We start from the raw sequence: 22324 nt of genomic DNA on the forward strand, positions 1-22324 counted from the left end.
TCTCATCGAATAATTATTGTCCGATTACCACTTTTGGGAAACGGATAATTTTGTCGCCCAATTTATATCCTTTTTCTAAAACATCAACAATCTTGCCTTTTAGCTTGTCAGAAGGCGCTGGAATTTGCGTAATAGCTTCGGCAAAATCGGCATCAAAAGCATCACCTGCTTTAGCGTCAACTTCTTCAAGTCCTTTTGACGCAAGAGTATTTTTTAGTTTTTCATGGATTAATTCCACGCCTTTTAAAAGGCTTTGGTCTTCTGATTTTGAAATTTCAATCTTAGCCCTGTCAAAATCATCCAAAACTGGCAATAATGCCAAAAGAACTTCTTGGTTTGCTGTCTTGAACAGATCAATTCGCTCTTTTGCCGTTCTTCTTTTATAGTTTTCGAATTCTGCGAAAAGACGAATAAATTTGTCTTTTTCGGCTGCCAAATCTTGGGTCAGTTGCTCTTCAACGCTTAACTCTTCTACAATTATTTGTTCTGCATTTGCATTTGCCTCTAAAGTTGCGTCATCGATTTCCTGCTCTTTGTCTTGGTTTTCAGCATTCATAGTATTTTTACTTTTAAATATATTCTTAAATTTCATTTTCTGCTTTTCGAGAGATTGCAAAAGTACTGCCAATTGTTTCAAAATGTCAAATTGTCACGCTTTTTTTCAGGTAATTTTCAATGTTAACAATCACAAACATTTTGATTTTAATATAATTTTAAGAGATTTTTAGCTTTGATTTGATATGTTTGCTAAGCTAAAAATTTAAGTCTTATGAAGAATCGTATTGCATCTCTACTAGTTTTGTCAGCCTTAACACTGACAGTTTCATGTAAAAATGACAAAGCTGCTGAAGCTGAAACAACAGAAGCCGGAACTGTAAAAGAAGTTTCTGGCGAAGCAGCAACTTATACTATCGATAAAGAAAATTCTAAAATTGAATGGACTGGATCTAAGCCTACCGGAAAGCATACTGGAACCATCAATCTTGCTGACGGGACTGTTTCTGTTAAAGACAATGCTTTGGATACAGGAAAATTTACGATTGACATGAATACGATTACCGTGACCGATCTTAAAGCTGGCGACGGTAAAGAAGATTTGGAAGGGCACTTAAAAGGTACTGGCGGTACAGAAGCGGATTTTGACCACTTTTTCAACGTGAAAAAATACCCTCAATCCAATTTTGAAATTACGAAAGCAGTTACTGAAAACGGAAAAACGTCTGTAGAAGGAAACTTGACCATGAAAGGCATCACAAAAAATGTAAAATTCCCTGCAACTGTAACGGTTAACGGCAACACGGTAACAGTAGTTAGCGATCCGTTTACTATAAATAGAACGCTTTGGAACGTCAACTATGGATCAAAATCTGTATTTGACAACCTGGGAGACAAATTTATTAATGACGATATTGAACTGAAGGTTAGCGTTACAGCTAAAAAATAATTGTTAATTCACCTCCAAAAAGAGCTCCATTTGTAGAAATGGAGCTCTTTTTATTTTAACGATCACCTAAAAGGTCATCTAGTGCTTTATCTAAAGTTCTGAATTTAAAAACAAATCCGTTATCCTGTGCTTTCTGGGAACTAACATTCTGGCTAGCGACCAACAATATATGCATTTCTCCTAACATGAGCTTCAGCAAGAATTCAGGCACATTAGGCATAAAAAAAGGCTTTTCTATAGTCTTTGCTATTTTCTTTATCAGCTCATGATTATCGACAGGATTGGGAGCTGTGGCATTATAGACACCTTCCCATTGATGTTGTATCGCGAAATAATATAGATGCACTAAATCATGTAAATGTACCCAAGACTGCCATTGTTTTCCTGAGCCAAAAGCAGAACCAGCGCCCAATTTTATTGGTTTAAGCAGTTCTTTAAGCATACCGCCTTTTTTTGACAGGACAAGTCCTGTTCGGATTTTACAGACTTTAATATTCAGCCTTTTGAAATTATCAACGGCTTCTTCCCATTTTACAACGACTTGTCCTAAAAAGGAATTGTCAACTGATTTATTTTCTTCGGTATAGACGGCCGAAAGACTGTCCGGATAAACTCCTATAGCCGATGCGGACACAATCTGCTTGACTTGATTCGGCCGCGACTTCACTATTCTGTAAAGCAGGTTGGTAGACAAGGTTCTGCTTTCTATAATTTCTTGTTTGTTTTTTGATGTCCAGCGCATTGAAATTGATGCGCCAGCAAGATGAATAATCGCGTCAACTCCTAGAATACAATTTTCGTCAATAATTCCCTGTTGCGGATTCCAGTAAAAGCCTTGATAGTTGGGTTCGCTTTTAATTTCTTTTTTTGAAGTCGTAAGATAATGTATTGAAACACCGTTTTGCAATAACAGGGAAACCAATTCTGTTCCTACCAGACCCGTCGCTCCTGTAATCAAAATTTTCATAGCATATAAATTTTCTGTATTTCAAATTTACGAGCGGATCAGTGTAATAAAATGTTAATTAAGTTAGGTTTAACGGCCTATGCTTGGTTCGGAATTTACTTTACTCTTATGCTCCATTCAAAATCCATCTCAGAAACCTGCTCTCCTTTTTCATTTATTCCGATCGATTTCATCCAGAAAGTCTGCCCTTCGCCTGTTGCTATGGTTTGCTTGATGGCTTCTTCGATCAGATGTCCGTCTTGGCAAGTAAAAAGAATGCGTCCCGTGGCCTTTTTCGTAAAATTCCCTTTGTTGTTGGCAACAAGCATAGAAATCTTCCTGTTGCTTTTCTTTATATGATGCATTACCAAAGCTCCTGTAGACAATTCTGCCGCCATTGCCTGAACCGCAAAATACATCGAATTAAAAGGATTCTGGTTGATCCAGCGGTGTCTTACAGCAACCACGCATCGCATGCCATCAATTTCCTTGACTCTTACACCGCACAAAAATGCTGAAGGCAATTTAAAAAAAAGAAACTTATTGAGTTTTCCGGCCGTAAATTCCATGATTATATTTTTCCGAAATATAGTAAATATTAATGGAATGGGGTAAATAATTAAAAAAGCTACTCCAGTAAATCCTACACCAAAAAGCCTTAAAAACCATCTTAACCACTATAAAACAATACTTTAGTTTATTTTCTAATATTTTACACTTGTTAATTTTTTGTTAAATATTAGTACTATGCAAAACAAGATACTGTTTTTTAGCCATATATTTGCATAGGATATTATTATATACTTTTAATCATGGAAACATCAAATCAAAAAACAACAGCCGCATTAGTACATTTAAGTACGTTAACACAATACTTTATTCCCTTTGGAAATTACATATTTCCGATCATCATTTGGGGAGCAAGTAAAAAGGATTCCGATTATATCGACCATCATGGAAAGCAAGCCATCAACTTTCAGTTAAGCCTGCTTTTATATACCTTGATCCTAAGTCTAATCGCCATACCCATCTTCGTCTTTACCATTTTTAAAAACATTCCTATGAATGCTATCATCGATGGAGACGATTTTATTATCGAGAATTTCAGCCTTGAACATATTACAGGAATCGTAGTCGTTGCCATAACAGCAGTAGTTTTGTTCTTTACTTTAAAAGTGGCCGAATTCTTCTTAATCATTTATGCCACAGTAAAGGCGGCAAACGGAGAACGATACAAATACCCGCTAACAATCAACTTTATCAAAACCACAGACGAAAAACAAAACGTAAAAACAGAAGCTCCACAAGAACCAGAATCATCAATCAATCATCAATCAGAAAACGAAACAGTTTAATTATTGAAAAGCCATGAGAAAATTATAATACCAGGACTAATCACCCTAAACAATCATCAATCATCAATCAAAAAACGGACATTATGTTAAAAATTATCTTCACAGCAGCCATGACCTTGGCAACGCTAGTAAGCAGTGCTCAGGTTTCAGAAAGCAGAAAAATCAACGATTTTTCTAAAATAGAAGTAGAATCGGGAATTGAAATGACCTATATGGAAAGCGACGAAAATTCAGTAAAAATTGAGACAGACAGTAAAATTGATATTGCTAATGTTATTACTGAAACAGACGGAAAAACGTTAAGAGTTTATTATTCCAAAAAGAACAAAGCAAATGCAGAAGAAACTATTTTGAAAGTTTTTATCGCCGGAAAAAATGTAAATTCATTCAAGGCATCGTCAAAATCAAAAATTATTTTTGATAGACCAATCACCGCCGACGATATACACATTGACATTGCATCAGGCTCTTATTTTAGAGGAACTGTTTTGGCGAATTCAAAGACAACAGTATATGTTAGCTCTGGTTCTGTTTTTAGCGGTAAATTTGAAACGGATTATTTTAAGGGAAGCTTTAAGAGTGGCGCCACTGTAAGTCTTACAGGATCAGCCAAAAAAGCAACGATTAACACAAGTTCTGGAGCTTATTGTAATGCCAAAAATTTCTTTGTAGACAACATGGAAGCCACAGCAAGAACCAAGTCTTCAGCTTTGCTGAACGCAAAAAAAATAGAAGCGAATGCAACGGATGCCTCGTCAATAACCTTTTTCGGAGAACCGGAAAACTTAAAAACAGGAAAAGATTCTTTTGCAATCGTTACTAAAAAACCTGCAAAACCTGTACAAATAGCAATGGAGTAGATCATGAATAGAAATCAAAAAACACAGTTTATTAAAAATTTAAAAGCACATATATGAACATTGAAAACACTAAAGCCCAGATGCGCAAAGGAGTGTTGGAGTTCTGTATCTTATCGGTCTTAAAAGAAAAAGATGCTTACACTTCTGAAATACTAGACACTTTAAAAAACGCTAAATTGCTTGTCGTAGAAGGAACTGTTTATCCGCTACTAACAAGACTGAAAAATGACGGATTGCTCAACTATCGTTGGGAAGAATCAACCTCGGGACCGCCAAGAAAATATTACGGCCTGACAGAATTAGGAAAACAATTTTTAAAAGAATTAAATGGCACATGGACAGAATTGTCTGATGCCGTAAACATAATAACCAGCCAAAAATAATCATCATGAACAAAACAGTAAATATTAACTTAGGAGGTATGTTCTTTCACATCGATGAAGATGCATATCAAAAATTAAATCGCTACTTCGATGCTGTAAAGCGATCCTTATCAAACTCTACTGGAAAAGACGAGATAATGAAGGATATCGAAATGCGAATTGCTGAATTGCTGACCGAAAAAAACCGTGGCGACAAACAAGTCGTGGGAATCAAGGATGTTGAAGAAGTAATTACGGTAATGGGACAACCTGAAGATTACAGAATCGATGATGATGGAGCTCCAGAACCTTCTTATAACTATAGCACATCTGCGAAAAAAAGCAGAAAACTATATCGCGACAAAGACAATGCGATGGTAGGAGGTGTTTTATCTGGATTTGGTCATTACCTTGGAATTGATGCTTTATGGCTAAGAATCATCATGGTTATTCTTCTATTAGGTTTTGGGACAGGTTTTTTAATCTATGTCATCCTATGGATCTTGATGCCAGCGGCAAACACTACAACTGAAAAATTAGAAATGACTGGCGAGCCTGTTACGATTTCCAATATCGAAAGAAAAGTTCGCGAAGAATTCGAAAATATTTCAGACAAGTTCAAGAATGTGGACTATGACAAAATGGGAAACCAAGTTAGAAGCACAGGCGAAAAAATCGGAAGCAGCCTGAGTGATGTCATCCTAAAGATATTTTCAATCTTAGGAAAAGTTATCGGTGCATTCCTTGTTGTTTTTGCATCCGCAACGCTTGGATCCTTAATCATAGGAGTAATCACGGCAGGATCCATCTCAATGGTAGACTTCCCTTGGCAAAGCTATATCGATAACTTTACAGACGTGCCACTTTGGATAGTGGGAATGTTGATTCTAGCTGCTATCGGAATACCATTTTTCTTCCTTCTGATATTAGGTCTGAAATTGCTGATTACAAACATGAAGTCTATCGGAAATCCTGCAAAGTATACGTTGCTTGCACTTTGGATCATCTCAATAGGAGCTTTGACAGCATTAGGATTGCAACAAGCCACAGAAGTAGCTTTTGATGCTAAAGTGGTTCAGAAACAAAAAATTGACCTTGATCCGAATGATACGTTAAAAATCAAATTCGCCTACAATGATTATTATGCAAAAAGCATCTATGACACAGAAGATTTTGAGTTTGTGCAAGATTCAACAAACACATTATTGATCTATTCTAATAATGTAAGTCTTCGTATCATGAAAACGGATGAAAAAACACCATACATCCAGATCGAGAAAAAAGCAGAAGGCAAATCATTCGCAGTAGCAAGACAAAGAGCAGAAAAGATAAAATATAATTTCAAGATTGAAGGAAATCAACTAATTTTAGACAATTATCTGCTGACAGACATCAAGAATAAATACCGCAATCAAGAAGTAGAAATCTTCTTATACCTTCCAGAAGGAACGTATTTTAAGCCAGATATGACCGTTCAAAATTATGACCACACCGACGACGGTTTCTTTAACCTATGGTTTGATTCTGATATCTATGTCTATAAAATGGAAGCTTCGCAAGTAAAATGCTTGAATTGTCCTCCTGAGGCAGGTGAAGGAGCAGGTGAAGAGGTAGCGTATGGAGTAGATGCTGAAGACATGAATATAGGAGCAAATGATTCTACTAGTACAACTGTAACAATTAACGAAAAAGGTGTACAAATAAAAGAAGGAGCAAACGCTCAACAAAATAAAAAAGTAAAAGGCTTAAAAATAGATAAAGACGGAGTAATCATTAAAACCAACTAATTATGATTCGAATTATAATTTATTTTATGAAATTAATTGTAGCTCTCTTAGTTTCACTATTCTTTGCATCGTGCCAATTCACGACTGGAAAATCGGTAACCGGAAGCGGCAATATCACTACTGAAACTCGAAGCGTCGGCGAATTCAAAGGCATCAGCGTAAACAATGCTTTAGAAGTAGAACTAGAACAAGCCGATTCTTTTGGAGTAACTGTAGAAGCAGATGACAACCTGCAGCAGTACATCACTACAAGAGTAGAAAACGGAATACTCATCATAGAAACAGATGTCAACAATTTTAAAAACGTAGAAGCAAAAAGAATAAAGGTAAAAATGCCTATCATTTCGAGCCTTGAAGCTTCAAGCGCTTCATCAATCAAAAGCGTCAATACTTTAAAGACCGAAAAGCTTTTGGCAGACGCGAGCAGTGCTGCAGAAATCAACATCGACGTAGAAGCTGATGACTTGACCTGCAACAGCAGCAGCGCCAGTTCTGTCAATGTTAAAGGGAAAGCGCTAAAATTCAAGACAGAATCATCAAGCGGAAGCGACATAGAAGCCCAAGGATTATTGGCGAATGACATTACTGCAGAGGCTTCAAGCGGCAGTACCATCAGTCTCCATCCGATCCTGACACTAAATGCAGATGCTTCGAGCGGCGGTTCGATTACCTACAATACAGTTCCTCGAGATAATCTGACTCAAAAGGCAGACTCTGGTGGCAGTATCAGCAAAAATTAATAATCAAAAATCCCGATAGTTTTATCGGGATTTTTTTTAATCCGCATTGCAATCTTTATTTATATTTGTGAAACAATCCTGACACAAATGAAAAGAGTAATCCTACTTGCCGTTATCCTCACAACTGCTTTTTCTTTTGCACAGAGCAAGGAAAAAATAAAAGGCACCAAAACAGTAACTATTGCACCACGAGAAATCCAAAATTTCGAAAATCTTGAAGTCGAAGACAACATTGAGATTTTTTTAGTCAAAGGCGACAACAATGCATTAGAAATTGAAGCCGATGAAAATCTCCACGAAGTAATCGAATCCAGCCTTAACGGTGGAACATTACGTCTAACGACAACAAAAAACGTGACCAGCTTTAAGAAATTGAGCGTAAAAGTAACGTATACCGATGATTTCAAAATGGTTACTGCCAAAAATGAAGCAACAATTAATGCCCTTTCTGATATCGAATTAGACAATATCACTTTCAAGACATTTGATTATACCAAACTGTTTCTGAATGTAAAATCAAGGCTGTTTACCATTTTTGCCAACGACAAATCGAAAGTAGAACTGAATGTCAAATCAGAAACAGCTGCAGTTGAATTGAGCAAAAGCGCAAACATGAAAGCGTTGATTTCTTCCGAATCGTTGAAATTCGATATGTACCAGAAATCTACTGCCGCTATCGAAGGCGATGTCGTGGACTTAAAATTAAGATTAGACAACAATGCTAATTTTACAGGAAAAAACCTTAATGCTAAAAATGCTGAAATCACAACTGAAGCCTATGCAACCGGAAGTATCTTGGTCAGTGTAAAAGCGCTTATAGATGCAGGAGGAAAATCAGAACTGCAACTCTATGGTGACCAAAAAATTGAAATCAAGAATTTTACAGACAGTGCTGTAATCATGAAAAAGCCCACAAAGTAATTCCTTTTATAAACTAAAAATCCCAAGCTTTTACTTGGGATTTTTTATATCTATTATTTGCAGAAATTTATTCTAATGTTGCCAAATAACGTTCTGCGTCCAAAGCTGCCATACAGCCGGTTCCAGCCGCTGTAATTGCTTGACGATATTCCTTATCTTGAACATCCCCGGCAGCAAAAACACCTGGCAAATTGGTTTTAGTAGTTTTACCGGCAGTTATTAAGTAGCCCGTATCATCCATATCCAACTGTCCTTTAAAAATATCTGTATTTGGCTTATGCCCGATTGCGATAAACAATCCAGTAATAGCAATTTCAGATTTTTCGCCAGTTACGTTGTTCACCATTCTCAAGCCTTCAACAACTTGATCACCAATAACCTCATCAACTTCTGTATTAAAAAGTACTTTTAAGTTTGGCGTATTTTCAACACGATGCTGCATGGCTTTAGAAGCTCTCATAGCATCTTTTCTGACTAGCATGGTTACACTTTTGCAGATATTTGCTAAATACGTCGCTTCTTCTGCAGCGGTATCTCCTGCTCCAACAATAGCCACGTCTTGATTTTTATAGAAAAAACCGTCGCAAACCGCACAAGCCGAAACACCGCCTCCACGCAATTTTTGCTCGCTTGGCAATCCAAGATATTTTGCAGTGGCACCTGTAGAAATAATGACAGTCTGTGCGTGAATTTCTTTATTCCCGTCAACAGTAACTTTATGCCATCCTCCTTTTTCCTTTGAAAACTCAACAGCCGTTGCCATTCCGATTCTTACTTCTGTACCGAAACGCTCCGCTTGTTGTTGCAATTGCACCATCATCGTTGGTCCATCAATACCTTCTGGATAGCCTGGGAAATTATCAACTTCTGTCGTGGTAGTTAACTGCCCTCCAGGTTCCATACCCGTATACATGACAGGCTTCATATCCGCACGAGCGGCATAAATTGCAGCAGTATATCCAGCAGGCCCAGAGCCTATGATCAAGCATTTTATTTTTTCAATTGTATCAGACATAATATATAGTGAGTTTGTTTTTTTCCATCGCAAAAGTACATTTTTATTGAAAGATTAAATGCAAAAAGAGATTAGTTTTAACTATTCAAAAATAATATTCTCCTATTTCATTTTTACTGTTGCAAAATAAAAATATAGTCTTATATTTGCACTCACATTTTCGGGGTGTAGCGTAGCCCGGTTATCGCGCCTGCTTTGGGAGCAGGAGGCCGCAGGTTCGAATCCTGCCACCCCGACTTAAGAGGACAAAGTGAATTCAGTTTCATTTTGTCCTTTTTTATTTTCTTGTAATTCGCAATAGCTGCAGGTGTGTCTATGTGAGTTTAGTTTTGTTTTGTTTTTGCCCTGGGCCTGCCCAGCATCTGTAGAATGGATTCATAATATTCTTCAATCGGTTCTAGTCCGACTTCCTTTCTTCTTTTGTCTACTTTTTCTGGATCGGCAAGATCAACTGGATAGATGATGTTGTTTTTGTCATCAAACAGGTTGCCCTGTTCGTTATAGGTAGGCTGGGTGCCATAAAGTTGCTTTCCTCCAGTGTTCCGCTGTACGCGGTCATACAGGTAGGCATAATCCCTTCTTGAGATATCTCCTTTTTTGGAAAGTTTGTCCAATATGGGAAGCATTGCAAGCTGAAAAGACGTATCCATATCGGCGTGCTGTATGAGTACGAAAAAATGATGGGAAGCATCTTCGCCTACCATTTTTTTGGTCGGATAGCCAAATTTTCCATAGATATCCTTTGAGAATTGTGCGCCCCTGAGATAGATTGCCTTTTTTAGGGAATCCTGCTGCTTCAGGCTATCCTGAGGAGCATTCCTTTCATATATTGCCTTTAGCTTGAGCTGAACGGACTGATCTTGTTCATATAGGCTGTCAATGGTTTTGGCGAGCTTGTAATTCTCCTGTGCAGCTGTGCGGATAGAAAACAAGCAGAAAATTAGCAAACAGATTTCTTTCATGGTACAAACATAACCGTTTCACTACATTTGATAATTGTACAAATGGAAACTACACAATCTTTTTTGGAATCTCATACCTTAATTCGTTTATTTACGTATTGACACAAATCACAGAAAACTCCTTAAACAATTAGTATGTCAGGAAACAGGAAACTCACGGAATTAACAATAGAAGAGTTAAAGATAAAGCAAAAAAGATTTAGAAGTTTTGTAAGTATCCTAAGTGTTGTGACGTTACTTGCGTTAATCACTTTCGTCTATTTCGCGATTAAAAGCAACAACTATAATTTTCTTGTGCTTTTAGGCGGCTGCTCCATTACCCTTTTGCTTTGTATAACAATCTTAAAGCAAGTCGAAACTGAAATAAAATCACGAAATTCAGACTAATATTTTTTGTTTTGTTCAATTGGACAAGGCTGAAAATTACTGTTTTGGCAACTAAAATCGTTGATTATTTGACAGATGATTTGTATTTTTGCATTCACTAATTAAAATTACTTCCTCAGTGTGAAAATTAATTTCTTCCGGATACGATAAACTGCAAGTCGCAATTGCGACTGCATAGTTATTAACTTCTAAGAAAGAAATTATGCTTATCTTACACAATATCTCCTACTTACATCCCAGTAAGGATTTGCTTTTTGCTGGCATTAACCTAAACATAAACAATCACGATAAAGTAGCCATAATTGGCAATAATGGATCTGGAAAATCGACACTCCTTAAAATTATAGCAGGAGAATTAGAATTTTCTAGCGGACAATTGTATCTTAATTCCAAGATTTATCATATACCACAGATTTATGGGCAATATGATGAACTTACTGTAGCCCAAGCATTGAAAATAGAGGACAAACTAAATGCTTTAAAAAATATTCTCAATGGCAATGTTACAGAAGAAAATCTGACACTACTCGATGACGACTGGACAATCGAGGAACGCTGTACTGAAGCACTTCAATATTGGGATCTTAAATTAGAATTAACTCAAAAAATGAGCACTTTAAGTGGCGGCCAGAAAACAAAAGTCATGCTCGCTGGCATTTCAATCCACCAGCCTGACTTGGTATTGATGGATGAGCCCAGCAACCATCTTGATACAGCAGGAAGAGAATTATTATACCATTTTATCCGCACTTCATTTGCCAGCCTGCTTATCGTAAGCCACGACAGAAAACTTTTAAATCTTGTCAACACTATTTGCGAGTTACAAAAAGACGGAATCGCAATATATGGAGGAAATTATGATTTCTATTTTGAACAAAAAGCAATAGAAAACAATGTCCTAAATAACGATATTCGAGCTAAAGAAAAAGAACTGCGAAAGGCCCGTGAAAAAGAAAGAGAAGTAATGGAGCGCAAACAAAAACTAGATGCTCGAGGAAAAAAGAAGCAGGAAAAATCAGGTGTTGCTCGCATAGTGCTGAATACTTTAAAGAATAATGCTGAAAACAGCACGTCGAAAATCAAAGGAGTTCACACTGAAAAAATTGGCGAAATAAGCCAAAACCTAAAAGAGCTGCGTTTCTCACTTCCTGCCATCGACAAAATAAAAATGGGATTTGCTGATTCGTCTCTGCATAAAGGCAAAATATTATTTTCTGCCAAAGGCATTAATTTTAGTTATGATGATCATCTTATCTGGAAGGCAAATCTAAATTTTGAAATTCTAAGCGGTGAACGGATTGCAATAAAGGGATCAAATGGTTCAGGAAAGACTACGCTTATTAAAATAATTTTAGGCAAGCTGGAAGCGACTTTAGGAACCGTTTATCATGCCGACAAAAAATCAGTTTATATCGATCAAGATTATTCGTTAATAGACAATTCTTTAAGTGTTTATTTTCAGGCGCAGCAATTCAATACTTCAGGTCTACAGGAGCATGATATCAAAACCAAGCTTAACAGCTTTCTGTTTACAAGAGAAGATTGGGATAAGCCTTGTAATGCCTTAAGTGGCGGCGAAAGAATGCGGTTGTTGCTTTGTTGTCTTACGATAGACAATCAGCCCCCTGATCTTATCGTACTTGACGAGCCTACCAATAACCTTGACATTCAGAATATCGAGATACTCACAACCGCAATTAATCAATACCAAGGAACATTACTGGTAATCTCACATGACAATTCTTTTTTAGAACAGATCAATGCTGGAACTATCCTTTCGTTAGATTAAATAGGTTGCTGCCTAAAAATTATAGAGCCGGAAATTCTCCGGCTCTTTTATACTTGAATGTTTTGACAAAATACTTAACTTTCTTTCTGACAGTGATTGGAAACAGATATCAAATTCTGGAAACTTCCTCTTTATTTCTTTTTTTCTTCCATCCTTCCAGAAGCTTCAGAGATAAAATAATTTGACATCTTTTTCGTGTCAACAATAGCTTCGAATACTTCACCTACCGGTTTCAGTACCTAATTGAAGCCTTACTTTCAAATTTGTTTGTTTTCATATTCTTTTGAATGCTATTTCACTTATTTATTGGACATCCCAGTTTCTCTTTAAAGAAAAAATGACGTTATTCTCATTATCTTCATCTTTCCTGTCTTTTTCAAGAACAAAGAAATGTTTTTTTAAAAGTTTTTTGGAACGCTCATTTTCTTTATGCGTATACGCCTCGATTTTTTTTAGTCCGAGCGTCACAAAACCATACTCCAGAACAGATTTTACTGCTTCATTCATGAATCCTCTTCTGTGAAAAATAGGATTCAGTTCATAGCCCAATTCTCCTTCGGTTTTATCCAAAGAGAAATTCCATAGACAGATTGTACCGATTAATTTTTTACTGTCTTTTTGCGAAATGGCCCAAAAAATCAGAGTACCGCTATCAACATCATCTCTTATTTTCCTAATAAATGCGTGGGCATCTTTATTATTTGCAAACTGATCTCGTTGAATATAACGATTCACGCTTTCGTTCGTCCGAAGTAAAAAAATGGCCAATTCATCTGTTTCATCTAACGGACGCAAAAGAAGTCGTTCTGTTGTTAATTGCGGAAAAGAAGAGAAGTTACTTATTTTCATCTATGGTTGTTTCTTCCTTAAATATAAAGCTTATTTACAATAAAGAATGCTCTTATCGAAGAATTTCGATTTATGCTTTGGAATAGGCTCTTAAACATTTCCAGAAAAAACAAAAACCACTCTCAATATAATTTCTATTTTTGCCAAAAGAAAACATAACACAACCCATATGCTCATTATTGGAATTGCCGGTGGAACCGGAAGCGGAAAAACAACTGTAGTTCAACAAATTATGAACGAGTTGCCTCAGACTGAAGTTGGAATCATCTCTCAAGACTCATATTACAGAGAAAACCACAATCTTAGTTTTGACGAACGAGCCCTTATCAATTTTGACCATCCAAGAGCTATTGACTTCGAATTGTTAGTGGCACAGCTTAAAGACCTAAAAGCAGGAAAGAATGTTGAGCAGCCCGTTTATTCTTTCGTAACGCACAACAGGACAGAAGATACGATCAACACGCATCCTAGAAAAGTAATGATTGTGGAAGGTATCTTAATCCTTGCCAATCCTGAACTTCGCGACATGTTTGACATCAAAATATACGTACATGCCGATTCAGACGAGCGCTTGATCCGACGACTCAAACGAGACATTGCCGAACGAGGCCGCGACATGGAAGAAGTCCTAAACCGTTACCAGACCACGCTAAAGCCGATGCACGAACAATTCATAGAACCGACCAAAGCTTTTGCTGATATCATTATTCCAAACGACAAATACAATACCGTAGCAATTGATGTAGTCCGGGCTGTTATTAATCAGCGTATTTTATAATTTAATTGCCTAATTTTATAGAATAGAAATTGCAGATGAAAAACCCACTCAAAAACATTACCAACCGCTATCCTTTTCTGAGATTCCTCGGAAACAGATATGTATTGGTATTGGCGCTTTTTATCGCCTGGATGGTTTTTCTGGACAATTATTCTTTTCTTGACCACCGAATCCTTAACAAGGAAATAAAAGAACTCGAAGACAACAAAAAATACTATCAGGACGAAATAAAGCTGGATGAAGAAAAAATAAAACTTCTTAAAAATCCGGATCAGATTGAAAAATATGCTCGCGAAAAATACTATATGAAACGCGACAGCGAAGACATCTATATTATTGAATTTGAAGAAGATTTGCCCGAAGACGAACAAAGCAAATCATTATAATATTTTTGAAGCTGAAAATACTCCAACCGATTATTTTAGCCCAAAACAACATAACCTAAAAAAATGGCTGACCATCTATTTGACGACTTCAATCCCGTAACTTCCAAACAATGGAAACAGCAGATCCAGTACGAACTCAAAGGAGCAGATTATAACGAGACCTTAGTCTGGGAAAGTCCCGAAGGCATAAAAGTAAAGCCTTTTTACCACATTGACGAATTTGAAAACCCGATTACTGTTTCAGAAAAAACAGCACCTTTTAAGATCACGCAGGATATCTTCGTACATGACCTTGAAAAATCAGTAAACCGTGCTTTAGAAACGCTAAATAGAGGTGCAGAAAGCATTCGTTTTACTATAGAAGACGAAAATCTAGATGTTGCCAAGCTGTTGGAAAAATTACCTCTCGAAACGACAACGGTTTATTTTCATTTAGCATTCCTTTCAATCGATTTCGTAAAAAAAATTGATGCCATTGCAAAAAACAGGAACGCACAGATTTTTGTCCAAATCGATCCGATCGGAAAATTAGCAATAGAAGGCAATTGGCATTCCAATCTCGATTCAGATTTTGACACCTTAAATACGATTTCTATTTCCTGCCAGAATATTAATTTCCTAAGTATTGATGGAAGCCTTTATCAAAATTCTGGGGCTACAATCGTGCAACAGATTGCGTATTCTTTAGCTCATGCCAATGAATATTTTAACCGACTGGCAACTATTTCAAAACCAATCGTATTTCAAATTGCCGTTGGAACCAATTATTTTTTTGAAATCGCAAAACTACGTGCCTTGCGAGTACTTTTCGACCTACTGGCAAAAGAATACGACCATAATCTAGGTTGCCATATTCTTGCCATCCCGACAAAAAGGAATAAAACGCTTTATGATTATAACGTAAATATGCTTCGTACGACAACCGAGTGCATGAGTGCTATTTTAGGTGGAGCCGATGCTGTTTCAAATTTGGCTTACGATGCGCTCTACCATAAAGACAATGAATTTGGAGACCGAATTTCTAGAAACCAGCTGCTTGTCTTAAAACACGAAAGCTATTTTGATAAAGTAGGAAATCCAGCCGACGGAAGCTACTATATCGAAAACCTTACACAGCAATTAGCCGAAAAGGCCCTTGCTCTTTTTAAAGATATTGAAGCTAACGGAGGACTTATCACACAATTAATAGAAGGAACCATCCAAAGAAAAATTCAGGAAAGTGCCGCGAAAGAACAAGAATTGTTCGATTCTGGCAAAGAAATTCTTTTGGGAACTAATAAATATCCTAACAAAAACGACAGGATGAGCCACGATCTGGAATTATTTCCTTTTGTAAAATCAAAACCGAGAAAAACATTAGTGACGCCAATTATTGAAAAACGATTGGCCGAGAAAATGGAACAGGAACGTTTGGAAAGCGAGAAAGAAAAATAAGCCATGAAAAGAAAAGACATCCAACATATAAAAGTAAGCTCAGAATCCAACAACGAAAAAGCAATAGAAAGCACAGAAAACTTCCTGACTGCTGAAGGAATCGAGCTAAAGAAAATTTATTCTGAAGAAGACATTCAAGGATTGGAACATCTTGATTTTGGAGCAGGATTTGCACCAAATCTTCGTGGTCCTTATTCCACTATGTATGTCCGCCGTCCGTGGACTGTCCGCCAATATGCCGGATTTTCTACTGCCGAAGAAAGCAACGCTTTTTACAGAAGAAATCTTGCAGCAGGACAAAAAGGACTTTCGATTGCGTTCGATCTTCCAACGCACAGAGGCTATGACAGCGACCATGAAAGAGTTGTGGGCGATGTTGGAAAAGCCGGAGTAGCCATCGATTCTGTCGAAGACATGAAAGTGCTTTTCGACCAGATTCCGTTAGATGAAATGTCGGTTTCGATGACAATGAACGGTGCCGTGCTTCCAATCATGGCCTTTTATATCGTTGCCGCAGAAGAACAAGGCGTAAATCCAGAATTGCTTTCGGGTACTATCCAAAATGATATCCTAAAAGAATTCATGGTAAGAAATACCTACATCTATCCGCCTACTCCATCGATGAAAATCATTGCTGATATTTTTGATTTCACGAGCAAAAAGATGCCGAAATTCAATTCGATCTCAATTTCTGGCTATCACATGCAAGAAGCTGGAGCCACCGCCGACATTGAACTAGCCTATACTTTAGCCGACGGACTCGAATACATCCGAACTGGTTTGGCTGCGGGAATGAAAATTGATGAATTTGCCCCTCGCCTTTCTTTCTTCTGGGCCATTGGGATGAATCATTTTATGGAAATTGCAAAAATGCGCGCCGGAAGAATGCTTTGGGCCAAATTGCTAAAACAATTCAATCCAAAAGATGAAAAATCCTTAGCCTTAAGAACACATTGCCAGACTTCTGGTTGGAGTTTGACCGAACAAGACCCTTTCAATAATGTAGCACGAACTTGTATTGAAGCCGCAGCTGCCGCTTTTGGAGGAACACAGTCATTACATACCAACGCTTTAGACGAAGCGATAGCCTTACCAACCGATTTCTCAGCAAGAATTGCCAGAAATACACAAATTTTCCTTCAAGAAGAAACTAAGATTACTAAAACAGTAGACCCTTGGGCTGGAAGTTATTATGTTGAAAAATTGACAGATGAAATTGCCCATAAAGCATGGCAACTCATTCAAGAAGTAGAAGAATTAGGCGGTATGACCAAAGCCATTGAAGCTGGAATTCCTAAATTAAGAATCGAAGAAGCCGCGGCAAGAAAACAAGCTCGAATTGATTCTAGCCAAGACATTATTGTAGGCGTAAACAAATACCGTTTAGAAAAAGAAGATCCGTTGCATATTTTAGATGTCGACAACCAAATGGTGCGCAGACAGCAATTAGAGCAATTAGAAAAAATAAAAGCAACCAGAAATACAGAAAAAGTAAAAGAGACATTGCATAAATTGACCGAAGCCGCGAAATCTGGCGAAGGCAATTTATTAGAACTGGCAGTCGATGCCGCAAGGAATAGAGCCACATTAGGCGAAATCAGCGATGCATTAGAAACTGTTTTTGGAAGATATAAAGCGCAAATCAAATCTTTTAGTGGCGTGTATAGCAAAGAAATCAAAAATGACGAAAGCTTTGAAAAAGCAAAGCAAAAAGCCGACGAGTTTGCCAAATTTGAAGGCCGTCGTCCAAGGATAATGATTGCAAAAATGGGACAGGACGGTCATGATCGTGGCGCCAAAGTTGTCGCAACTGGCTATGCCGATGTTGGCTTTGACGTGGATATTGGTCCGTTATTCCAAACTCCTGCCGAAGCTGCAAAACAGGCCGTAGAAAACGACGTACACATTTTAGGAGTTTCCTCTTTAGCTGCCGGACATAAGACTTTGGTTCCACAAGTTATTGAAGAATTAAAGAAATATGGTCGTGAAGACATTATGGTAATTGTTGGAGGCGTGATTCCGGCACAAGATTATCAATATCTTTTTGATGCTGGAGCAGTTGCTGTTTTTGGCCCTGGAACTAAAATTAGTGAAGCGGCAATTACTATTTTAGATATCTTATTACAAGAATAAAATTTCAAAAAGCGGAACGTTGTGTTCTGCTTTTTTGCTTATCAGAATTATGTATCCCAAAATAAGTTATACTTAAATAAAAAGCAATATGAAAAGAATCATACTCATACTTTTCTTGGCATTCTTTTTCAAGACAAATGCGCAAACAGAAAACACTAAATACGACAACACATTGGCTGAATCTTTGGGCGGTGATGACTACGGAATGAAAATGTATATCTTGGCCATTCTTAAAACGGGAACCAATAAAACCGAAGACAAGGAGAAACTAAACGAACTTTTCAAAGGCCACATGGACAATATAAACCGTTTGGCTAAAGACGGAAAGCTCATTGTCGCAGGACCATTAAAGAAGAATGATAAAAATTATCGAGGGATTTTTATTTTAAACGTAAAAACAACAGAAGAAGCAAATGCTTTATTACTGACGGATCCTGCCGTAAAAGAAAAGCTTTTTGATGTCGAAATATTCGAATGGTATGGCTCAGCGGCATTGCCAGAATATTTAAAAGCCCATGAAAAAATAGAAAAAAAGAAACATTAGTTCGCTCTTTTTCTACATAATTAAAAAAGGAAAAACTAGATTTCCCTATAGAAAATTAAAATAATAGTATCAATATTTTGACAGGCTGTCCTCCTATTTTCATACACAAAGAGTCCTAACTTAGTTGAAAATTAAGTTTTGATTATGAAAATTAAAGAACTGCATCTATCGTCCAACAACTTGATAGAAACCGAAAAATTTTACAATACGATTCTAGATATTCCAACCTATAAAAAAACGGAAAATGAAATAGTTTTCGCTTTTGGAAAAACGTTACTTTTTTTCAAAAAAACAGAAGCTAATTCCCAATATCACATCGCTTTTGACATTCCGAACAACCAGCTTGATGAAGCTTTTGCGTGGCTAAAATCAAGAACAGAAGTCCTTCCAGTCTTAGAAAAAAGCCCATTTGCAGATTTTGAATCATGGAATGCCAAATCGTTTTATTTTTACGATAACAACTCTAACCTTTTAGAATTTATTGTTCGCTATGACCTTGACAATCGTTCTGAAAACACCTTTAATAGTTCTTCCATATTATACGCAAGTGAAATCGGTATCGTTACGGATGATGTTCCCTCATTAGCAAAAAAGCTTCAAGAAGACCATTTGCTTTCCGTTTATTCTAAACAACTTCCGCAAGAGAACTTCATCGCTTTAGGAGACGAGACTGGCTTATTAATTATAGTAAATCAAAACAGGAATTGGTTTCCGACGGATAAAAAAGCCATCCCTTTTCCATCAAGAATAATCTTTGGCACTGAAAACAGCCAGAATTTAGAACTCACGATTGAGTAAATTCTCCTTTAAGTCGCGGTGAGTTTACAATCTTTATTATATTTTAAATCTGAAAAGATATTTTTGGAAACGAAATGCGTATTTTTAGTGCAGCGAAAAATAAAACAACACAAAATGGATTTTACAAAAAAAATGCTACGCGACGATGCACTCCAAGGGAAAGTAATCGTGGTTACAGGAGGCGGAAGCGGTCTTGGAAAGGCAATGACAAAATATTTTCTAGAACTTGGAGCCAAAGTAGCGATAACTTCACGTGATCTGGATAAACTTAAGGCTACAGCTTCTGAACTTGAAAAAGAAACTGGTGGCGAATGCCTGCCACTGGCTTGCGATGTCCGTCATTATGACCAAGTTGAGGCCATGCTTGTAGAAGTCCTAAATAAATTTGGAAAAGCAGATGTACTGCTTAACAATGCCGCAGGAAATTTTATCTCTCCTACCGAAAGACTGTCGGCTAATGCTTTCGACACTATTATCGATATCGTCCTTAAAGGTTCGAAAAACTGCACCTTGGCCTTCGGAAAGCATTGGATTGATACCAAACAGGAGAATTCTACAATACTAAATATCGTGACCACGTATGCCTGGACGGGTTCAGCCTACGTAGTACCATCGGCAACAGCCAAAGCAGGTGTTTTAGCCATGACACGCAGCCTTGCGGTGGAATGGGCCAAATACGGAATCCGTTCCAATGCAATAGCACCGGGACCATTTCCAACCAAAGGAGCATGGGACAGACTATTGCCTGGAGACTTAAAAGACAAATTCGACTTGGCTAAAAAAGTACCTTTAAAAAGAGTTGGTGATCATCAAGAATTAGCCAATCTAGCCGCTTATCTTGTTTCTGATTTTTCTGCGTATGTCAATGGCGAAGTCGTAACAATTGATGGTGGCGAATGGCTCAAAGGTGCCGGACAATTTAATCTTTTGGAGGCTATTCCAGAAGAAATGTGGGACATGCTAGAAGCCATGATTAAAGCAAAGAAAGACAAATAAACATAACTTACTTCTATTTAAAGGGTTATAACAAAAAATATTTTTTTGTTATAACCCTTTAACTTTATTTAGACTTGATATAAATTGTATATATTTGCGCAAATTTTAAGTCCAAATAAAAACACCATGAAAAAAACTCTACTTACTGGAGCAATATGCTTCCTATCATTAATCAGCAATGCTCAATGCGATCCTGTTATGGCATTCACCCAAAATTTTGAAACTTTTACAGACGGTGTGCTTCCACAAAATTGCTGGACCGGAAATACTGGAAATCCAAAATTGACAGTTGCGACAGTTTCAGGAAACAAGGTGCTTCAAGCATATAGCTTCTTTTCACCAACGGCACCTATTTATATCGTAAGTCCAGAATTGACAAGCATCGATGGCAACCAAGCAATTTCTTTTACAGCCCAGCCAGCAACAGGATCTGCACCAGGAAATATGACAATTCAGATTGGAACGATGACAACTGCTACCGATTTTGGTTCATTCCAAGAAGTCGGGACTCCAATTACAGTTTCTGCTTCTCAAACCAATTTTGCCCGTACCATACCAGCTTCAAATGCTCATAAATTTATTGCGCTTAAAATCGTAGCAGATACGCAACACATGGCGGCTTTGATTGATAATATTAACTATCAGCCTGACTTGAGTATCGATACGCAGCAAGCAAACACTTTCAAGCTATATCCAAATCCTTCAGATAACAAAAGAGTCACTATCTCTTATGACAGCAATGCGGTCAGCTCAGTAGCGATTTACAGTGTAACCGGAGCAAAAGTTTTCGAAACACAAATTGATAGCAATTCGGAAGAAAAAACACTAGATCTTTCTGTTTTATCAGGCGGTGTTTATATCTTGAAATTACAATCAGGAGATTTCACTTCAACTAAAAAATTGGTATTGAAATAATAAACCGATTAATAAAAGTAAAAGCAGTTGCATAAAGCCGGAAGAATACTTCTGGCTTTTTTTATTACATATTCTATTTCACATTTGTTAACAAAATAGATTTTCAAAACCCATAAATAATTGTATTTTTACGGTTCAAAATTTTAGAAATTAAATGGGCAAAATCATTGCTATTGCAAATCAAAAAGGCGGTGTTGGAAAAACAACAACGTCTGTAAATTTAGCAGCTTCCTTGGGAGTTTTAGAAAAAAAAGTCTTACTGATCGATGCTGATCCTCAAGCCAATGCAAGTTCTGGACTGGGAATTGACGTAGAATCAGTAGAAATTGGAACCTACCAAATCTTAGAACACAGCAACACGCCAGAGGAAGCAACTATCCAATGTTCTTCACCAAACGTTTCTGTGATTCCTGCCCATATCGATTTGGTGGCCATTGAAATTGAATTGGTCGACAAAGAAAATCGAGAATATATGCTTAAAAAAGCGCTCGAAAGCGTGAAAGACAAGTACGATTATATTTTGATCGACTGTGCTCCTTCGCTCGGGTTGCTGACATTAAACGCACTGACTGCTGCAGATTCTGTGGTAATCCCAATCCAATGCGAATATTTTGCGTTAGAAGGATTGGGGAAATTATTGAACACAATCAAAAGCGTCCAAAAAATACACAATCCTGATTTGGATATTGAAGGCTTGCTATTGACGATGTATGATTCCCGCCTTCGCCTATCCAATCAAGTCGTAGAAGAAGTCCAGAAACATTTCCACGATATGGTTTTCGAAACCATCATCCAAAGAAATGTAAAATTGAGCGAGGCACCTAGCTTTGGAGAAAGTATCATCAACTATGATGCAACAAGCAAAGGAGCAACCAATTACATCAATCTGGCAGAAGAAATCATTAAGAAAAATACGAAATAGT

At 37.2% G+C, this 22324-nt stretch carries 23 protein-coding genes and 1 tRNA gene; 18 read left to right on the forward strand and 6 right to left on the reverse strand.

Translation table 11 applies throughout. From position 1 onward, the window contains the following. Positions 1–13 precede the first annotated feature (13 nt). A complete protein-coding gene (locus tag GGR22_RS03065) occupies positions 14–592 on the reverse strand; it encodes a nucleotide exchange factor GrpE (protein ID WP_121374914.1) in 579 nt (192 codons plus the stop codon). A gap of 177 nt (positions 593–769) precedes the next feature. Between GGR22_RS03065 and GGR22_RS03070 the strand changes: the two genes are divergently transcribed. Continuing rightward, on the forward strand, positions 770–1444 hold the full coding sequence (locus tag GGR22_RS03070) for a YceI family protein (protein WP_182492515.1): 675 nt from the start codon (positions 770–772) through the stop codon (positions 1442–1444). 55 nt (positions 1445–1499) lie between these two features. On the opposite strand, the gene GGR22_RS03075 is transcribed toward GGR22_RS03070, so the two are convergent. Then, on the reverse strand, positions 1500–2411 hold the full coding sequence (locus GGR22_RS03075) for a TIGR01777 family oxidoreductase (protein ID WP_182492516.1): 912 nt from the start codon (positions 2409–2411) through the stop codon (positions 1500–1502). Positions 2412–2506: 95 nt separating this feature from the next. Beyond that, entirely contained in the window at positions 2507–2959 is a 453-nt protein-coding gene (locus GGR22_RS03080) for a DUF4442 domain-containing protein (protein ID WP_182492517.1), read from the reverse strand. A gap of 243 nt (positions 2960–3202) precedes the next feature. Here GGR22_RS03080 and GGR22_RS03085 point away from each other — a divergent pair, with 243 nt between their 5' ends. From GGR22_RS03085 to GGR22_RS03110, 6 genes are all read left to right on the forward strand, one after another. After that, a complete protein-coding gene (locus tag GGR22_RS03085; protein WP_121374918.1) occupies positions 3203–3745 on the forward strand; it encodes a DUF4870 domain-containing protein in 543 nt (180 codons plus the stop codon). A gap of 83 nt (positions 3746–3828) precedes the next feature. Beyond that, the gene (locus tag GGR22_RS03090; protein ID WP_182492518.1) at positions 3829–4605 is read left to right on the forward strand and encodes a GIN domain-containing protein; all 777 of its coding nucleotides are present in this window, start codon (positions 3829–3831) and stop codon (positions 4603–4605) included. A gap of 53 nt (positions 4606–4658) precedes the next feature. Further along, entirely contained in the window at positions 4659–4988 is a 330-nt protein-coding gene (locus GGR22_RS03095) for a PadR family transcriptional regulator (RefSeq protein WP_056069700.1), read from the forward strand. A 5-nt stretch (positions 4989–4993) separates the two neighbouring features. Continuing rightward, complete coding sequence (locus GGR22_RS03100) at positions 4994–6754, forward strand: PspC domain-containing protein (RefSeq protein WP_182492519.1); 1761 nt, start codon at positions 4994–4996, stop codon at positions 6752–6754. Positions 6755–6756: 2 nt separating this feature from the next. Next, the gene (locus tag GGR22_RS03105; protein WP_182492520.1) at positions 6757–7494 is read left to right on the forward strand and encodes a head GIN domain-containing protein; all 738 of its coding nucleotides are present in this window, start codon (positions 6757–6759) and stop codon (positions 7492–7494) included. Positions 7495–7581: 87 nt separating this feature from the next. Continuing rightward, positions 7582–8415, forward strand: a complete 834-nt coding sequence (locus GGR22_RS03110) for a GIN domain-containing protein (RefSeq protein WP_182492521.1) — start codon at positions 7582–7584, stop codon at positions 8413–8415. A gap of 67 nt (positions 8416–8482) precedes the next feature. Here the strand turns inward: GGR22_RS03110 and trxB are convergent, their stop codons facing one another. Continuing rightward, positions 8483–9430: a thioredoxin-disulfide reductase gene (trxB, locus tag GGR22_RS03115; protein ID WP_182492522.1), complete on the reverse strand. Its 948-nt coding sequence runs from the start codon at positions 9428–9430 to the stop codon at positions 8483–8485. A 161-nt stretch (positions 9431–9591) separates the two neighbouring features. Here trxB and GGR22_RS03120 point away from each other — a divergent pair. Next, a tRNA-Pro gene (locus tag GGR22_RS03120) sits at positions 9592–9666 on the forward strand. A gap of 87 nt (positions 9667–9753) precedes the next feature. On the opposite strand, the gene GGR22_RS03125 is transcribed toward GGR22_RS03120, so the two are convergent. Next, positions 9754–10392 (reverse strand): DUF6624 domain-containing protein, encoded by a 639-nt coding sequence (locus GGR22_RS03125; protein ID WP_182492523.1) that lies wholly within the window; start codon positions 10390–10392, stop codon positions 9754–9756. 589 nt (positions 10393–10981) lie between these two features. Here GGR22_RS03125 and GGR22_RS03130 point away from each other — a divergent pair. Continuing rightward, positions 10982–12568 (forward strand): ABC-F family ATP-binding cassette domain-containing protein, encoded by a 1587-nt coding sequence (locus tag GGR22_RS03130; protein ID WP_182492524.1) that lies wholly within the window; start codon positions 10982–10984, stop codon positions 12566–12568. A 303-nt stretch (positions 12569–12871) separates the two neighbouring features. On the opposite strand, the gene GGR22_RS03135 is transcribed toward GGR22_RS03130, so the two are convergent. Further along, a complete protein-coding gene (locus GGR22_RS03135; protein WP_182492525.1) occupies positions 12872–13417 on the reverse strand; it encodes a GNAT family N-acetyltransferase in 546 nt (181 codons plus the stop codon). Between the two features lie 169 nt (positions 13418–13586). Here GGR22_RS03135 and udk point away from each other — a divergent pair, with 169 nt between their 5' ends. From udk to GGR22_RS03180, 9 genes are all read left to right on the forward strand, one after another. Next, complete coding sequence (udk, locus tag GGR22_RS03140; RefSeq protein WP_121374925.1) at positions 13587–14195, forward strand: uridine kinase; 609 nt, start codon at positions 13587–13589, stop codon at positions 14193–14195. 35 nt (positions 14196–14230) lie between these two features. Continuing rightward, positions 14231–14581, forward strand: a complete 351-nt coding sequence (locus tag GGR22_RS03145) for an FtsB family cell division protein (protein ID WP_182492526.1) — start codon at positions 14231–14233, stop codon at positions 14579–14581. A 63-nt stretch (positions 14582–14644) separates the two neighbouring features. Continuing rightward, positions 14645–16015 carry a methylmalonyl-CoA mutase subunit beta gene (locus GGR22_RS03150; RefSeq protein WP_182492527.1) on the forward strand — a complete coding sequence of 457 codons (1371 nt, stop codon included), beginning with the start codon at positions 14645–14647 and terminating at the stop codon, positions 16013–16015. Between the two features lie 3 nt (positions 16016–16018). Beyond that, on the forward strand, positions 16019–18148 hold the full coding sequence (gene scpA, locus GGR22_RS03155; RefSeq protein ID WP_182492528.1) for a methylmalonyl-CoA mutase: 2130 nt from the start codon (positions 16019–16021) through the stop codon (positions 18146–18148). Positions 18149–18236: 88 nt separating this feature from the next. Continuing rightward, positions 18237–18692, forward strand: a complete 456-nt coding sequence (locus tag GGR22_RS03160; protein WP_182492529.1) for a YciI family protein — start codon at positions 18237–18239, stop codon at positions 18690–18692. A 144-nt stretch (positions 18693–18836) separates the two neighbouring features. Further along, positions 18837–19490, forward strand: coding sequence for a VOC family protein (locus GGR22_RS03165; RefSeq protein WP_182492530.1), 654 nt, complete (start codon positions 18837–18839; stop codon positions 19488–19490). Between the two features lie 114 nt (positions 19491–19604). Then, positions 19605–20486 (forward strand): SDR family oxidoreductase, encoded by an 882-nt coding sequence (locus GGR22_RS03170; RefSeq protein ID WP_182492531.1) that lies wholly within the window; start codon positions 19605–19607, stop codon positions 20484–20486. 126 nt (positions 20487–20612) lie between these two features. Then, positions 20613–21401, forward strand: a complete 789-nt coding sequence (locus tag GGR22_RS03175) for a T9SS type A sorting domain-containing protein (protein ID WP_182492532.1) — start codon at positions 20613–20615, stop codon at positions 21399–21401. A gap of 154 nt (positions 21402–21555) precedes the next feature. Next, positions 21556–22323 (forward strand): ParA family protein, encoded by a 768-nt coding sequence (locus GGR22_RS03180; RefSeq protein WP_121374931.1) that lies wholly within the window; start codon positions 21556–21558, stop codon positions 22321–22323. Position 22324 lies beyond the last annotated feature (1 nt).

Origin of the sequence: Flavobacterium gossypii (assembly GCF_014138495.1) — a bacterium.
In the GTDB taxonomy this organism is placed as follows: domain Bacteria; phylum Bacteroidota; class Bacteroidia; order Flavobacteriales; family Flavobacteriaceae; genus Flavobacterium; species Flavobacterium endophyticum.

Excerpts from the sequence above, each read along its gene's own strand:
- GGR22_RS03125 (WP_182492523.1), bottom strand. The coding sequence starts at position 10,392 with ATGAAAGAAATCTGTTTGCTAATTTTCTGCTTGTTTTCTATCCGCACA.
- GGR22_RS03105 (WP_182492520.1), top strand. The coding sequence starts at position 6,757 with ATGATTCGAATTATAATTTATTTTATGAAATTAATTGTAGCTCTCTTA.
- GGR22_RS03145 (WP_182492526.1), top strand. The coding sequence starts at position 14,231 with ATGAAAAACCCACTCAAAAACATTACCAACCGCTATCCTTTTCTGAGA.
- GGR22_RS03090 (WP_182492518.1), top strand. The coding sequence starts at position 3,829 with ATGTTAAAAATTATCTTCACAGCAGCCATGACCTTGGCAACGCTAGTA.
- GGR22_RS03135 (WP_182492525.1), bottom strand. The coding sequence starts at position 13,417 with ATGAAAATAAGTAACTTCTCTTCTTTTCCGCAATTAACAACAGAACGA.
- GGR22_RS03075 (WP_182492516.1), bottom strand. The coding sequence starts at position 2,411 with ATGAAAATTTTGATTACAGGAGCGACGGGTCTGGTAGGAACAGAATTG.
- GGR22_RS03110 (WP_182492521.1), top strand. The coding sequence starts at position 7,582 with ATGAAAAGAGTAATCCTACTTGCCGTTATCCTCACAACTGCTTTTTCT.
- GGR22_RS03085 (WP_121374918.1), top strand. The coding sequence starts at position 3,203 with ATGGAAACATCAAATCAAAAAACAACAGCCGCATTAGTACATTTAAGT.
- udk (WP_121374925.1), top strand. The coding sequence starts at position 13,587 with ATGCTCATTATTGGAATTGCCGGTGGAACCGGAAGCGGAAAAACAACT.
- GGR22_RS03170 (WP_182492531.1), top strand. The coding sequence starts at position 19,605 with ATGGATTTTACAAAAAAAATGCTACGCGACGATGCACTCCAAGGGAAA.
- GGR22_RS03080 (WP_182492517.1), bottom strand. The coding sequence starts at position 2,959 with ATGGAATTTACGGCCGGAAAACTCAATAAGTTTCTTTTTTTTAAATTG.
- GGR22_RS03175 (WP_182492532.1), top strand. The coding sequence starts at position 20,613 with ATGAAAAAAACTCTACTTACTGGAGCAATATGCTTCCTATCATTAATC.
- GGR22_RS03180 (WP_121374931.1), top strand. The coding sequence starts at position 21,556 with ATGGGCAAAATCATTGCTATTGCAAATCAAAAAGGCGGTGTTGGAAAA.
- trxB (WP_182492522.1), bottom strand. The coding sequence starts at position 9,430 with ATGTCTGATACAATTGAAAAAATAAAATGCTTGATCATAGGCTCTGGG.
- GGR22_RS03130 (WP_182492524.1), top strand. The coding sequence starts at position 10,982 with ATGCTTATCTTACACAATATCTCCTACTTACATCCCAGTAAGGATTTG.
- GGR22_RS03100 (WP_182492519.1), top strand. The coding sequence starts at position 4,994 with ATGAACAAAACAGTAAATATTAACTTAGGAGGTATGTTCTTTCACATC.
- GGR22_RS03095 (WP_056069700.1), top strand. The coding sequence starts at position 4,659 with ATGAACATTGAAAACACTAAAGCCCAGATGCGCAAAGGAGTGTTGGAG.
- GGR22_RS03165 (WP_182492530.1), top strand. The coding sequence starts at position 18,837 with ATGAAAATTAAAGAACTGCATCTATCGTCCAACAACTTGATAGAAACC.
- GGR22_RS03070 (WP_182492515.1), top strand. The coding sequence starts at position 770 with ATGAAGAATCGTATTGCATCTCTACTAGTTTTGTCAGCCTTAACACTG.
- GGR22_RS03065 (WP_121374914.1), bottom strand. The coding sequence starts at position 592 with ATGAAATTTAAGAATATATTTAAAAGTAAAAATACTATGAATGCTGAA.
- GGR22_RS03160 (WP_182492529.1), top strand. The coding sequence starts at position 18,237 with ATGAAAAGAATCATACTCATACTTTTCTTGGCATTCTTTTTCAAGACA.
- scpA (WP_182492528.1), top strand. The coding sequence starts at position 16,019 with ATGAAAAGAAAAGACATCCAACATATAAAAGTAAGCTCAGAATCCAAC.
- GGR22_RS03150 (WP_182492527.1), top strand. The coding sequence starts at position 14,645 with ATGGCTGACCATCTATTTGACGACTTCAATCCCGTAACTTCCAAACAA.